At 47.8% G+C, this 13,636-nt stretch carries 10 protein-coding genes; 9 read left to right on the top strand and 1 reads right to left on the bottom strand.

Features of this window, described 5'->3' with window-relative positions; translation table 11 throughout:
- Positions 1-169: 169 nt before the first annotated feature.
- From gap to gpmI, 4 genes are all read left to right on the top strand, one after another.
- Positions 170-1,201 carry a type I glyceraldehyde-3-phosphate dehydrogenase gene (gene gap, locus WKT10_RS09210; protein ID WP_296038380.1) on the top strand — a complete coding sequence of 344 codons (1,032 nt, stop codon included), beginning with the start codon at positions 170-172 and terminating at the stop codon, positions 1,199-1,201.
- Positions 1,202-1,285: 84 nt separating this feature from the next.
- Positions 1,286-2,509, top strand: coding sequence for a phosphoglycerate kinase (locus WKT10_RS09205; protein ID WP_066547096.1), 1,224 nt, complete (start codon positions 1,286-1,288; stop codon positions 2,507-2,509).
- 95 nt (positions 2,510-2,604) lie between these two features.
- Positions 2,605-3,360: a triose-phosphate isomerase gene (gene tpiA, locus WKT10_RS09200; RefSeq protein ID WP_066547098.1), complete on the top strand. Its 756-nt coding sequence runs from the start codon at positions 2,605-2,607 to the stop codon at positions 3,358-3,360.
- 22 nt (positions 3,361-3,382) lie between these two features.
- Positions 3,383-4,924, top strand: a complete 1,542-nt coding sequence (gene gpmI / locus WKT10_RS09195; protein ID WP_337433460.1) for a 2,3-bisphosphoglycerate-independent phosphoglycerate mutase — start codon at positions 3,383-3,385, stop codon at positions 4,922-4,924.
- A gap of 106 nt (positions 4,925-5,030) precedes the next feature.
- On the opposite strand, the gene WKT10_RS09190 is transcribed toward gpmI, so the two are convergent.
- The gene (locus WKT10_RS09190; RefSeq protein ID WP_066547103.1) at positions 5,031-5,915 is read right to left on the bottom strand and encodes a DMT family transporter; all 885 of its coding nucleotides are present in this window, start codon (positions 5,913-5,915) and stop codon (positions 5,031-5,033) included.
- A 176-nt stretch (positions 5,916-6,091) separates the two neighbouring features.
- Here WKT10_RS09190 and WKT10_RS09185 point away from each other — a divergent pair, with 176 nt between their 5' ends.
- From WKT10_RS09185 to WKT10_RS09165, 5 genes are read left to right on the top strand one after another with little or no spacing between them, the layout of a single operon-like run.
- Positions 6,092-7,867: an ABC transporter ATP-binding protein gene (locus tag WKT10_RS09185; RefSeq protein WP_340276806.1), complete on the top strand. Its 1,776-nt coding sequence runs from the start codon at positions 6,092-6,094 to the stop codon at positions 7,865-7,867.
- A gap of 14 nt (positions 7,868-7,881) precedes the next feature.
- The gene (locus WKT10_RS09180) at positions 7,882-8,751 is read left to right on the top strand and encodes a DegV family protein (RefSeq protein ID WP_337934055.1); all 870 of its coding nucleotides are present in this window, start codon (positions 7,882-7,884) and stop codon (positions 8,749-8,751) included.
- A gap of 1 nt (position 8,752) precedes the next feature.
- A complete protein-coding gene (locus WKT10_RS09175; protein WP_296038372.1) occupies positions 8,753-10,222 on the top strand; it encodes a sensor histidine kinase in 1,470 nt (489 codons plus the stop codon).
- A complete protein-coding gene (locus WKT10_RS09170; RefSeq protein WP_066547109.1) occupies positions 10,219-11,175 on the top strand; it encodes a GerMN domain-containing protein in 957 nt (318 codons plus the stop codon). Before WKT10_RS09175 ends, WKT10_RS09170 begins: the two co-directional genes overlap by 4 nt.
- A 9-nt stretch (positions 11,176-11,184) precedes the next feature.
- Positions 11,185-13,575: a DNA internalization-related competence protein ComEC/Rec2 gene (locus tag WKT10_RS09165; protein WP_340276801.1), complete on the top strand. Its 2,391-nt coding sequence runs from the start codon at positions 11,185-11,187 to the stop codon at positions 13,573-13,575.
- Positions 13,576-13,636 lie beyond the last annotated feature (61 nt).

The following is a 13,636-nucleotide window of genomic DNA, read 5'->3' as shown; positions in this document are numbered from 1 at the left end:
TAGGGGAAAGAGGTAAAATGCTGTAATTTCCCGCACAAATTGTTATAAAATTAACGAAAAGGTAGAATTAAAAAAAACGCTTGCTATTTTGGAAAAAATTGATTACAATGAGTACAAGTTGATTATTATTTAACAATAATACAATTTAACAACTAGGAGGAATTGAATCATGGCAGTAAAAGTTGCAATTAATGGTTTCGGACGTATTGGCCGTCTGGCATTCCGTCAGATGTTCGGCGCAGAGGGCTACGAAGTAGTTGCTATTAACGATCTGACTGATCCTAAGATGTTAGCACATCTGTTAAAGTATGATACCGCTCAGGGCGGATACGCTGGCCACATCGGCGAGGGCAAGCACACTGTAGAGGCTGGTGAGGATTCCATCACTGTTGACGGAAAGAAGATCACGATTTACAAGGAGCCAAAGGCTGCTGACCTTCCATGGGGAGAGATCGGTGTAGACGTAGTATTAGAGTGTACCGGTTTCTACTGCTCTAAGGATAAGGCTCAGGCTCATATCGATGCAGGCGCTAAGAAGGTAGTTATCTCCGCACCCGCAGGCAATGACTTAAAGACTATCGTATTCTCCGTAAATGAGGATACTCTGACTGCTGAGGATACTATCATTTCCGCAGCTTCCTGTACAACAAACTGCCTGGCTCCAATGGCTAAGGCTCTGAATGATTACGCTCCTATCCAGAGCGGTATCATGAGCACCATCCACGCTTACACAGGCGATCAGATGATCCTTGACGGACCACACAGAAAGGGCGACTTAAGAAGAGCACGCGCAGGCGCTGCAAACATCGTTCCTAACTCTACAGGTGCTGCTAAGGCTATCGGCCTGGTTATCCCAGAGCTGAACGGCAAGCTGATCGGTTCTGCACAGCGTGTTCCTGTACCGACCGGTTCTACCACTATCTTAACAGCAGTTGTTAAGAAGGCTGGCGTTACAAAGGAAGACATCAACGCAGCTATGAAGGCAGCAGCTTCCGAGTCCTTCGGCTACAACGAGGATCCGATCGTATCTTCTGACGTTATCGGCATGAAGTACGGCTCCCTGTTCGATGCTACTCAGACCATGGTAGCTCAGATTGCTGAGGATCTGTATGAGGTTCAGGTTGTTTCATGGTATGACAACGAGAACTCCTACACAAGCCAGATGGTAAGAACCATTAAGTACTTTGCAGAGCTGGCTTAATTATTCAGTTTTTTAGTAGACTCATAAAAAGGGTCCGGTCGTCAGGGCCGGGCCCTTTTTACGCAGTATGAAAGGGGTACATCCATTATGTTAAATAAGAAATCTATCGACGATATGAACGTAAAAGGCAGAAGAGTGCTGGTGCGCTGCGATTTCAACGTGCCGTTAAAGAATGGTGAGATCACCGACGAGACACGTATCGTGGCTGCTCTGCCAACCATCAACAAGCTGATCGCTGACGGTGCAAAGGTAATCCTCTGCTCCCACTTAGGCAAGGTAAAGAATGGCCCTAACGAGGGTGAGTCTTTAGCTCCTGTCGCAAAGAGACTGAGCGAGAAGTTAGGCAAAGAAGTTGTATTCGTAGCGGATTACAACGTAACCGGCGAGGCGGCAACCAAGGCTGTAGAGGCCATGAACGAAGGCGATGTGGTTCTTCTTCAGAATACCCGTTTCCGCGGCGCTGAAGAGACAAAGAACGGCGAGGCATTCAGCAAAGAGTTAGCAGATCTAGCTGACGATTATGTATGCGACGCATTCGGTTCCTCCCACAGAGCACACGCTTCCGTAGAGGGCGTAACCAAGTTCATTTCTGCCAAGGGAGGCACAAATGCAGTTGGCTATCTGATGCAGAAAGAGATCGATTTCCTGGGAAATGCAGTTGAAAATCCTGTAAGACCTTTCGTAGCAATTCTTGGCGGTGCAAAGGTTGCTGATAAATTAAATGTTATCTCTAATCTGTTAGAGAAGTGCGATACTCTGATCATCGGCGGCGGTATGGCATTTACTTTCTTAAAGGCAGAGGGCAAGGAAATCGGAAAGTCCTTAGTAGATGATACCAAGTTAGATTACTGCCGTGAAATGATGGCAAAGGCAGAGAAGCTTGGCAAGAAGCTCCTTCTTCCTGTAGATGCAGTAGTAGCAGCTTCCTTCCCGGATCCAATTGATGCTCCTGTTGAGGCAGAGAACGTATCCGTAGATGCTATGCCTGCTGATAAGATGGGGCTGGATATCGGCACTGAGACTGCAAAGATCTATGCTGAGGCTGTAAAGTCTGCAAAGACTGTTGTATGGAACGGACCGATGGGCGTATTTGAGAATCCGACTCTGGCAAAGGGAACCATCGCAGTTGCCGAGTCTCTGGCTGAGACAGATGCAACTACTATTATCGGCGGCGGCGATTCTGCAGCAGCTGTAAATCAGCTGGGATTTGCTGATAAGATGAGCCACATTTCCACCGGCGGCGGCGCTTCTCTGGAGTTCCTTGAGGGCAAGGTACTTCCAGGTGTAGCAGCAGCAGATGACAAATAAGGCTGTATAGCATAAGTATACCGCCCGGACCGGAGATAAGCCTGCGGTCCGGGCGGTCCATTTACAGAATCAATGTGTGTAAAGGAGAGATAATCATGGCAAGAAAGAAAATCATTGCAGGCAACTGGAAGATGAATATGACCCCTTCTGAGGCAGTAGCACTGGTAAACGAGTTAAAGCCTTTAGTAGCCAATGATGAGGTGGATGTAGTGTTCTGTGTACCTGCTATTGATATTATCCCGGCAATGGAGGCTGCAAAGGGAAGCAATATCAATATCGGTGCTGAAAATATGTATTTTGAGGAAAAGGGTGCCTATACAGGTGAGATTTCACCCAATATGCTGACAGACGCAGGTGTAAAATACGTGATCATCGGACATTCCGAGAGAAGAGAGTATTTTGCAGAGACAGATGAGACTGTAAATAAAAAAGTATTAAAGGCATTTGAACACGGTATTACCCCGATTATCTGCTGCGGCGAGTCTCTGACTCAGAGAGAGCAAGGGATTACTATTGACTGGATCCGTCAGCAGATCAAGATCGCTTTCTTGAATGTAACAGCAGATCAGGCAAAAACTGCAGTAATTGCATATGAGCCAATCTGGGCCATCGGAACCGGAAAAGTAGCTACCACAGAGCAGGCAGAAGAGGTATGTGCAGCCATCCGCGCTTGCATTGGTGAGATTTATGACGAGGCAACTGCAGAAGCTATCCGCATCCAGTACGGCGGTTCTGTATCTGCTGCATCTGCTCCCGAGCTGTTTGCACAGGCAAATATCGATGGTGGTCTGGTAGGCGGCGCTTCCTTAAAGCCTGATTTTGGAAAGATTGTAAATTATAAGCAGGCGTAAGCCAATAAGGAGATAAAAGATTATGAATAAGAAACCAGTAGTTCTTATGATCCTGGACGGATATGGTCTGAATAAAAACTGCGATCACAATGCAGTTTGCGAGGCTAAGACTCCGGTTATGGATCAGTTGATGAGCCAGTGTCCTTTTGTGGAAGGTCAGGCCAGCGGCCTGTTTGTAGGACTTCCTGATGGACAGATGGGTAATTCTGAGGTAGGCCACTTAAATATGGGTGCAGGACGTGTGGTATATCAGGAGCTGACCCGCATTACCAAGTCGATTGAGGACGGCGATTTCTTCCAGGTTCCTGAATTTTTACAGGCAGTAGAAAACTGTAAAAAGAATGATTCCGCTCTTCATCTGTTCGGTCTGGTATCTACCGGCGGCGTACACAGCCATTTAACCCATATCTATGGCCTGTTAGAACTGGCAAAGAGAAATGGCCTGGAGAAGGTATATGTACACTGCTTCCTGGATGGACGTGATACACCTCCGGAATCCGGTAAGGATTTTGTGGCTCAGTTAGAGGAAAAGATGGCTGAGATCGGCGTTGGAAAGGTAGCTTCCGTTATGGGACGTTACTATGCAATGGATCGTGATAAGAGATGGGATCGCGTAGAGCTGGCTTACAGAGCACTTACAAAGGGTGAAGGTAAGGCAGCTGAGAGCGCTACAGCCGGTATTCAGGCGTCTTATGATGATGGAAAGGCAGATGAATTTGTAGTTCCTTTCGTTGTAACCGAAAACGGTGCTCCCAGAGCTTCCATCAAAGATGGCGACTCTGTTGTGTTCTTTAACTTCCGCCCTGATCGTGCAAGAGAGATTACTCATGCATTCTGTGACGATGAGTTTGACGGCTTTGCAAGAGAGAAAAAACTGGATCTGGTTTATGTTTGCTTTACAGACTATGACGAGACCATCACAAATAAGCTGGTGGCATTTAAGAAGGAGCAGATCACCAATACCTTCGGAGAGTTTCTGGCTGCTCACGGCAAGAAGCAGGTACGCATTGCCGAGACAGAGAAGTACGCTCACGTTACCTTCTTCTTTAACGGCGGAGTAGAGGAGCCAAATGAAGGAGAGGATCGTATTCTGGTGCCTTCTCCAAAGGAAGTGGCTACCTATGATTTAAAGCCTGAGATGAGTGCAAACGGCGTATGCGACAAACTGACAGAGGCTATTCGCTCAGGAAAGTATGATGTAGTGATCATTAACTTTGCAAATCCGGATATGGTGGGACATACAGGTGTTGAAAATGCAGCCATCAAGGCTATTGAGACGGTAGACGCCTGTGTAGGAAAGGCCGTAGAGGCTGTAAAAGAAGTGGACGGTGTAATGTTTATCTGCGCAGACCACGGAAATGCAGAACAGCTGGTAGACTATGAGACAGGTGAGCCATTCACTGCTCATACCACAAATCCTGTTCCTTTTATCCTGGTAAATGCAGATCCATCCTTTAAACTTCGTGAAGGCGGCGCTCTTTGCGATATCGCACCTACCCTGATTGAGCTGATGGGACTGGAGCAGCCTAAGGAGATGACTGGCAAGTCTCTGCTGGTGAAATAAGATAAAATGATACCGCTTGAGAGTGGCTGACAATTCCCCCCCCGGAGAGAGCATATCAGAAGCTTTTCCGGGGGGTTTTGCAGTAGTACGCCTGAGGACTCAGACTTTAATTATTCTTCATCTGCAGCCCGATGACCCCGATCATAAAAGCGGCTGTTCCGCCGATGATCCAGCCAGTGACCGTTTCGTGAAAGAAGAATACGCCCCAGAGAATGGCGAATACGGCCATCATGCTCTGGATCACGGGAACCATATAAAAGGGCACCAGGGGGATGGCTTTGGCATTGAGGTAAAAGCCCATTCCCGTGATAAAGCCGAAGGCAAGGATGGCAAGGATGCAGGCCAGATCCGGACGGATAAAAGCTATTTTCCCTGTAAATACAGGCTCTGCGGCCGGGATCAGGGAAAAAAGACCGGACAGGGTAAATATAGCCAGATTGCTGTCGATAATATCCAGCCGTCCAGCTACCATTTTCTGGGAAAGCACATGGCAGCCTGCACAGATACCGGACAGGATAAACAGGCCGGTAAAAAGGAGATTTTCTTTAAAAAATACATCCAGAGGACGGCCGTTTAAAGAGATGCACAGAACGCCGCCGATGCAGAGAAAGATACAGAATCCCTTTCTGGGGGACAGCTTCTCCTTAAAGCACAGTACGCTTACCAGCGTCAGAAACAGGGTCTGGGCAGGCTGGGTCACAATATTTCCATAGGAAAGTCCGTGGCTTAAGGCGTAGTTTTCTGTCAGATAGGCCATCCATTTGATAAAGGCTCCGAACAGGATCCATTTCCAGCAGGATAAGAGGGCCTGTTTTAAGTTTTTTTGAAATGGCTGCCTCAGGATACACTTTAAGATGAGCAGCCACACCACTCCAATGAAAAAACGGAAAAAGGTAATCCATGAAGCATTAAAATAAGGGCTGATCAGTTTGACGCAGGTACCGCCGAAGCTGAACATCAGGGCAACGCAGAGCAGATAGACATATCCCATAGCTGATTTTCTCCTTCAAATCTATTTGACACTATTATAGCAAAATCTGGAAAAAAGGGTAGGAAAAAATTCTTTCCCCTGCCTCTTCCATTTTCCATTCAGATACGTTACAATAAAAAGATAACTGCCCGGAGAAATTACTCTGATGGCAAGAACAAAACAGGGGAGAAAGGAATATGAATACGAAAAAGGGAATGAAAGCGGCAAAGCTGTTAAAAAGCTTTCTTCCATATTATGGAAAGTACAAAAAGATCCTGATCCTGGATCTGTTCTGTGCGGCATTGACCACGCTGGGAGAGCTGGTGCTTCCTCTGATCCTTCGGTTTATCACCAATCAGGGAATGCAGGATCTGGCTTCCTTAACCACAGGGCTTGTGGTAAAAATCGGCCTTTTATATCTGATCCTGCGGGTGATCGATTCGCTGGCTGCCTATTATATGGCATATACGGGCCATGTGATGGGCGTATATATTGAAACAGATATGCGCCAGGATGCCTTTGAGCATCTGCAGATGCTCTCGGACAGCTACTACAGCAATACCAAAGTTGGACAGATCATGTCCAGGATCACCAGCGATCTGTTTGACGTGACGGAATTTTCACACCACTGTCCGGAGGAATTTTTTATTGCCATTTTAAAGGGAATCGTATCCTTTGTGATTTTGTCAGGAATCAATCTGGAGCTGACGCTGCTCATTTTCCTGATGATCCCGATCATGATCGTTTCCTGTACCTGGTTTAATCTGAAGGTAAAAGCGGCCTTCCGGCTTCAGAGAAATCAGATCGGCGAGCTGAACGCCCAGATTGAGGATACGCTTTTAGGAAACCGGGTGGTTCGTGCCTTTGCAAATGAGCCGGTGGAGATTGAAAAATTCGGAAAAGGCAACCGGGAGTTTATGAAGATCAAAAAGCATACCTACCGGTATATGGCGGCCTTTCAGATTACCACCCGTTCCTTTGACGGCCTGATGTATGTGCTGGTGATCGTGGCCGGAGGCCTTTTCATGATTAACGGAAAGATCGCGCCGGGAGATCTGGTCGCCTATACCATGTACGTGACCACTCTTTTGACAACCATCCGCCGGATTATCGAGTTTGCGGAGCAGTTCCAGAGAGGAATGACCGGGATTGAGCGTTTTCAGGAGATTATGGATGTGACTCCCGATATCAGGGATAAAAAGGGAGCAAAGCCTCTTTCCGATGTAAAGGGAACAATCGAATTTGACCATGTAAGCTTTGAATATGCAGACGATCATACCCAGGTACTGAATGATATCTGTTTAAAAATCCGTCCAGGCGAGAGGATTGCTTTAGTTGGCCCTTCCGGCGGCGGAAAAACTACACTCTGTAATCTGCTGCCCAGATTTTATGACACAACAGGGGGAACTATCTCCATTGACGGAATGGATGTAAGGGATATTACCCTGAGAAGCCTGCGCTCCAATATCGGAGTGATACAGCAGGATGTATACCTGTTTTCCGGCACTGTATTTGAAAATATTCTCTACGGACGCCCCGGCGCTTCCAGAGAGGATGTGATCAAGGCTGCAAAAATGGCGGGGGCTCATGAGTTTATTACGGAATTAAAAGACGGCTACGATACCTATGTGGGCGAACGGGGCGTAAAGCTTTCCGGCGGGCAGAAACAGCGCATCAGTATTGCCAGGGTATTTCTTAAAAATCCGGCAATCCTCATTCTGGATGAGGCCACCTCAGCTCTGGACAATGAGAGCGAGTATCTGGTATCACAGTCTCTGGAAAAGCTGGCTGAGGGCCGCACTACGTTAACTATCGCCCACCGCCTGACGACCATTCAGGGGGCAGACCGGATCCTGGTGCTTTCCGGCAATGAGATCGTGGAGGAAGGAAATCATAAGGAACTTCTTGAAAAGAAGGGGATGTATTACCAGCTTTATATGACAGCCAACCGTTTGAATCAGGGGCTTAACTGAAAGGAGGATATGTTATGAAAATAGCAGCAGCTACGGACAGCAACAGCGGCATTACCCAGGATCAGGCAAAGCAGCTGGGAGTCCATGTGCTTCCCATGCCCTTTATTATTGACGGGCAGATGTACTATGAGGGTGTGGATCTTACCCACGAGGAATTTTTCAGACGGATGGAGGAGGGAGCGGATATTACCACCTCTCAGCCGTCCCCCGGTGAGGTGACTGATTTCTGGGATAAACTTTTAGAGGAGTATGATGCAGTGGTGTATATCCCCATGTCCAGCGGTTTAAGCGGTTCCTGTCAGACCGCCATGCTTTTAGCAGAGGATTACGAGGGAAAGGTATATGTAGTCAATAACCAGCGCATTTCCGTGACCCAGATGCAGTCTGTGCTGGATGCCAGAGATTTGATAAAAAAGGGATATGCGGCTGCACAGATCCGCAATATTTTGGAAGAAACAAAGTTTGACAGTTCCATCTATGTTACAGTGACCACTTTAAAATATCTTAAAAAGGGAGGACGCATCACTCCGGCAGCCGCTATGTTGGGAACTCTTCTCCAGATTAAGCCTGTCCTCACCATCCAGGGGGAAAAGCTGGATGCATTTTCCAAGGCCAGAACCTTAAAGCAGGGAAAGACCATTATGATGACCGCTCTTAAAAAGGATCTGGAAACACGTTTTCACGATCCTGAGGCACGTCATACCTGGCTGGAGATTGCTTATACCTGCAGCGATGAGATGGCTCAGGAATTTAAGGAAACAGTGGCAGAAATCTATCCGGATGCCAATATCTGCATAGCGCCGTTGTCATTAAGCATTGCCTGCCATATCGGACCGGGCTGTCTTGCTGTGGCCTGCAGCGGCCATTTAAAGGAGCTGGAGTAGATTGAAAAAGAAGAAATGGCTTGAGCGGTTTAAGCTAAGGGGAAAAAGCGTCATGATCCCTATGGTGATTCTGATGATCCTTACTGCTTTGGTTCCCATGCTTTTGCAGGCAATGATCAGCCGCAGGGCCTTTAACCAGACCCAGCTGGAGGCGAAGGGCATTGAGATACAGAATCAGTGTCTGATCTTAAGCAGCCGCCTCATGCGTTCAGGTTATATGACCTCGGATAAGGGAAATACCATGGAGCTGGATACCCGTATGCAGACGATCGCAGATATTTATAACGGGCGGATTGTAATTGTAAACAGCAGCTTTAAGATTATAAAGGATACTTTTAACCTGGCGGCAGGGAAGTATTATGTTTCAGAAGAGGTTATCCGCTGCTTTAACGGGGAGACAAACAGCCGTATGAATCAGGAGATGGGTTATCTGACCCAGACTATTCCCATCCACAGTGCTTCCGATAAAAAGAAAGTTACGGGAGTGATGGTGGTTATGGCTTCTACGGAAAATATTTCCGCACTGACCGACCGGGTTCAGGGAAGCACCCAGCTGTTTTTGCTGTGCATGATCCTGGTGGTGGTGGTCTGTTCCATGGCAGCCGTGTTTTTCCTTATACGGCCTTTTAAGCGGCTTCTGGCTTCCTTTGAGCGTGTTTCCTACGGAGATTTGGACACCGATATCATGGAGGATGCCTATAAGGAAACAATCCAGCTTTCACAGGCAGTACAGAAGTCGCTCAGAAAGCTTAAGGCAGTAGATCAGTCCAGACAGGAGTTTGTTTCCAATGTATCCCATGAGCTGAAGACCCCGATCACCTCTATCCGGGTGCTTGCAGATTCGCTTATGAGCATGGAAGAAGTGCCGGCAGAGCTGTACCGGGAGTTTATGGCAGATATTTCGGATGAGGTAGACCGGGAAAATCAGATCATCACTGATCTGTTAACGCTTGTGAAAATGGATAAATCTGCCCAGAGCCAGATGAATATTACACAGACGAATATAAATGAAGAGCTGGAGCTGATCTTAAAGCGCCTGCGTCCCATTGCCAAGCGAAGCAATGTAGAGCTGATTTTAGAAAGTATCAGAGAGGTAACAGGAGATGTGGATCGGGTGAAATTTTCCCTGGCTGTATCGAACCTGGTAGAAAATGCTATTAAGTATAATGTGGATTCCGGCTGGGTGCGGGTCACTCTGGATGCAGATCATAAATATTTTTATATTCGTGTAGCGGATTCCGGAATCGGGATTCCTCAGGACTGCATGGATCATATTTTTGAACGTTTTTTCCGCGTGGACAAGGCCAGATCCAGAGAGGTGGGAGGCACAGGCCTTGGGCTTGCCATTACGCTGAATGTGATCCAGATGCATCATGGGATCATTGATGCGGAAAGTACACCGGGAGAAGGGACAACCTTCAGCGTGCGCATTCCCCTAAATTATGTGTCCAGACAGGAGGAAAAACCATGAGTACCACAGGAAAAAAGGGAAGGTTCTCAGTAAAGATCCTTCTGAGACTGTTCTGTCTGACAGGGATTTTATTCCTTTCCGGCTGTCATCTGGAGAAGGAGCCTGTGGCAGCTCCGAAGGAAGGACGATATCTGGTTTACTATCTGAATGGTTCCGGGGTAAATCTGATTCCCAGGGTGTATGAAACGGAGGAAACAGATCCGCTTGCCCTGTCTGATGAGCTGATGGAGCAGCTGCGTTACGTCCCTAAGGATCTGGACTGCCAGACTGCTTTGGGAGACAAGGCAGTATTCAGGGAAAGCCGTCTGGACGCAGGGGTACTGTCGCTGTATTTTGATGTGAGTTATGTAAATATGAAGCCAGAGCAGGAAATTTTATGCCGCGCGGCTCTGGCGAGGACGCTTACCCAGATACCGGGCGTGGATTATATCAGTATTTACTGTGGAGATCAGCCGCTGATGGATGGTCAGGGAAATCCGGTAGGCGCTGTGTCTGCCTCCGATTTTATATTAAATACCAGTAATGTAAATTCCTATGAAAAAACAGAGCTGAAGCTGTATTTTGCAGATAAAACGGGAACAAAGCTGATCTCTGAGACAAGAGAGGTTGTCCACAATATAAATACCTCCATGGAGCAGCTGATAGTGGAACAGCTTTTAGCAGGTCCGGAGGAAGAAGGCCATCTGGCGGTGCTCCCATCTGACTGCAAGATTTTAAGCATTTCTGTTACGGATAATGTATGCTACATCAACTTTGATTCCTCTTTTTTGAAAATGGGGCATCCAGTAAATGAATATCTTCCCATTTATGCCATTGTCTCTTCTCTGGCTGAGATGACAAGTATTACAAGGGTTCAGATCATGGTAAACGGTTCCCAGGATGTGATGTTTCGGGATGTGGTATCCTTAAACCAGACCTTTGAGTTAAACCATGAGTATATCCAAGAAGAATAATGAGGTAAAATGAATATGAAACGGCCGATTGCAGGTATTGCAGCAGGTTTCGTACTTGGAGAGGTGCTGGTCCTGCAGATGCAGGAGGCTGTGAATGTGTGGCTGACGGTGGTCCTTTTGATACCGGCACTTTTTTGTGCGGTTTTAAAATGGGGGACGGCAAAAGAAAGACGGACAGGCAGGAGTGGTATTAAAAAAAAGCTCCTGTCTGTTTTTTTAATTAGTTTGGCTATGGCGGCGGGAAGCGGCAGAGGAGGTATGGTAAAGAACCGGCTGGATCATGAGGAAGGACTTGTAAAGCCCTTTGAGGGAAAACAGTGCCGGATCAGAGGCACTGTGGAAAAACGAAGCTGGAAGGAAGAACGGCTGACACTGGAGCTTAAAGAATCAGAGCTCCAAAGCGGAGAGAGGAAGGAAACGTTTCGCCGTATACTGTTGTATATGGATTATGGCAATGTGCCGGACTGGGAAAATGAACTGGCAGCAGGGAAAACGGTGGAGATTTCAGGACGGCCTGAGGTGGTAAAAGGGCCTCTCAATCCGGGAGAGTTCGATTTTCGTAACTATTACCGTTCAAAAGGAATTGCCGTAAAGATATATGGGAAAACATATTTTGGCTCTGAGGGTTCGGCGTATCCCTGTCCGGCCATGCTTGAACGGATAAAGGAGCACTGTGCTCAGGTCTTGAAGAAGTGCTGTACTCCGAAAGATGCGGCTGTGTTTATGGCCATGCTGTTAGGCGATTCAGGCGAAATGGAAAAGGAGCAGAGGGAGCTGTATCGGGACAGCGGGATCGCTCATCTTCTGGCTGTAAGCGGACAGCATCTGTCCGTGATCGGCGGCGGGGTTTATCTGATCTTAAGGAAGCTTGGATTTGGCTTTACGGGAGCCGGAGCTGTTGGGGCCTTTTTGGTCCTGAACTATGGCCTTCTCACCGGAGGCTCCGGCTCTGCCATGCGTGCTGTGATCATGATCCTCTGTCTGTGGCTGGCTAAAAAAGAGGGAAGGACCTATGACACCCTCTCTGCACTGGGGATGGCGGCAGTGCTGCTTTTGTGGCAGCAGCCCTATCTGGTATTTCAGAGCGGATTTCAGCTTTCCTTTCTTGCCGTATGGGCCATTGCCGGGCCGGGAATGGGGCTTTGCAGGCTTCTGGGGCTGGAAAAAGGCTGGCAGAAGGGCGCCGCTGTAAGCCTGTGCATTCAGATGATCCTTACACCTGTGATGCTGTGGCACTATTTTAAATATCCTTTTTATGGTATGGCGTTAAATGTACTGATTCTTCCCTTTGTGCCGATGCTGATGGTTTCGGGTCTTCTGGTCATCGGGCTTGGAGGCTTCAGCACAGCTTTGGGAAGAGGGGCTGGAGGGGCAGGTCATTATATACTGGGGTATTATGACTGGCTGTGCAGCCAGTCCCGGAAGTTTCCGGGATACAGTCTGGTACTTGGAAGACCCGGATGGGAAAGGATAGCGGTGTATGTGCTCTTTACGATCGTTCTGTTTGCGGGACTGCGGGTTTGGAACGGGAAGAAGGGGAAGACTGGCAGGTCAGTGAAGCTTGCGCTGTTTTTTTGCGCCTTTTATTTCAGCCTTGTAATCTTTATCCCTATGCCTGTAAGGGGAATTGGCGTTCTGTGTATGGATGTGGGACAGGGAGACGGATTCCTTTTGCAGGCAGGAACCCACAGCGTGCTTATAGACGGAGGAAGCAGCAGTGAAAAGAAACTGGGAGAGATGACGCTGGAACCCTGTTTAAACAGTATGGGAATCAAACGATTGGATGTTTCTGTAGTGAGCCATGGGGATAATGACCATATAAGCGGCCTTATGTATCTTTTGGAGCAGAAAACGGTTTGTCCGGGGCTTCTCCTTCTTCCTGCCGGAGGGAAAGGACAGGAGATCTATGAACGTCTGGAACGGCTTCAGAAAGAAGCAGGAGGGAAAACCCAGTATATGGAAACGGGAGACGTGCTCCGTGTAGGTGAGCTTAAGCTTACCTGTGTTTACAGTGGAGAGGGCAGCGATCAAACAGACCGTAACGCCCACTCGCTGGTGATATGCGCAGACAGTGGAGATTTTCATATGCTGTTTACGGGGGATATGGGAAAAAGGGAAGAGGAGCAGCTTCTGATCCAGGCAGACCGCAGAGAGGGAGCATGGATCAGGGAGCATCTGGCCCATATCAATCTATTAAAGACGGCTCATCACGGTTCTTCCGGCTCATCCTGTCTGGCCTTTTTGGAAGCTGTTACGAACGTCCGGCTGGCGGTTATTTCCTACGGGAAAGGAAATTCCTACGGCCATCCGGATCCGGGAGTCGTAAAGAGGATGGAGCATCTGGGAATTAAGGTACTTACGACCGGCGGAAAGGGGAGCATCCGGATCTGGGTTCCATAAAACCGAAATGGCAGTTGACAAAAAAGGTTCCATTTTCCATAATAAAACGGTGCGTATGATT

This window comes from Enterocloster sp. HCN-30185 (assembly GCF_037890305.1).
Classification (GTDB): domain Bacteria; phylum Bacillota; class Clostridia; order Lachnospirales; family Lachnospiraceae; genus Enterocloster.
This window is presented reverse-complemented; position numbering and strand designations above follow the sequence as displayed.

What these genes read in the sequence shown, in the direction of transcription:
- WKT10_RS09170 (WP_066547109.1), top strand. Translation starts at nt 10,219, where the DNA reads ATGAGTACCACAGGAAAAAAGGGAAGGTTCTCAGTAAAGATCCTTCTG.
- WKT10_RS09190 (WP_066547103.1), bottom strand. Translation starts at nt 5,915, where the DNA reads ATGGGATATGTCTATCTGCTCTGCGTTGCCCTGATGTTCAGCTTCGGC.
- WKT10_RS09180 (WP_337934055.1), top strand. Translation starts at nt 7,882, where the DNA reads ATGAAAATAGCAGCAGCTACGGACAGCAACAGCGGCATTACCCAGGAT.
- WKT10_RS09165 (WP_340276801.1), top strand. Translation starts at nt 11,185, where the DNA reads ATGAATATGAAACGGCCGATTGCAGGTATTGCAGCAGGTTTCGTACTT.
- gap (WP_296038380.1), top strand. Translation starts at nt 170, where the DNA reads ATGGCAGTAAAAGTTGCAATTAATGGTTTCGGACGTATTGGCCGTCTG.
- gpmI (WP_337433460.1), top strand. Translation starts at nt 3,383, where the DNA reads ATGAATAAGAAACCAGTAGTTCTTATGATCCTGGACGGATATGGTCTG.
- tpiA (WP_066547098.1), top strand. Translation starts at nt 2,605, where the DNA reads ATGGCAAGAAAGAAAATCATTGCAGGCAACTGGAAGATGAATATGACC.
- WKT10_RS09185 (WP_340276806.1), top strand. Translation starts at nt 6,092, where the DNA reads ATGAATACGAAAAAGGGAATGAAAGCGGCAAAGCTGTTAAAAAGCTTT.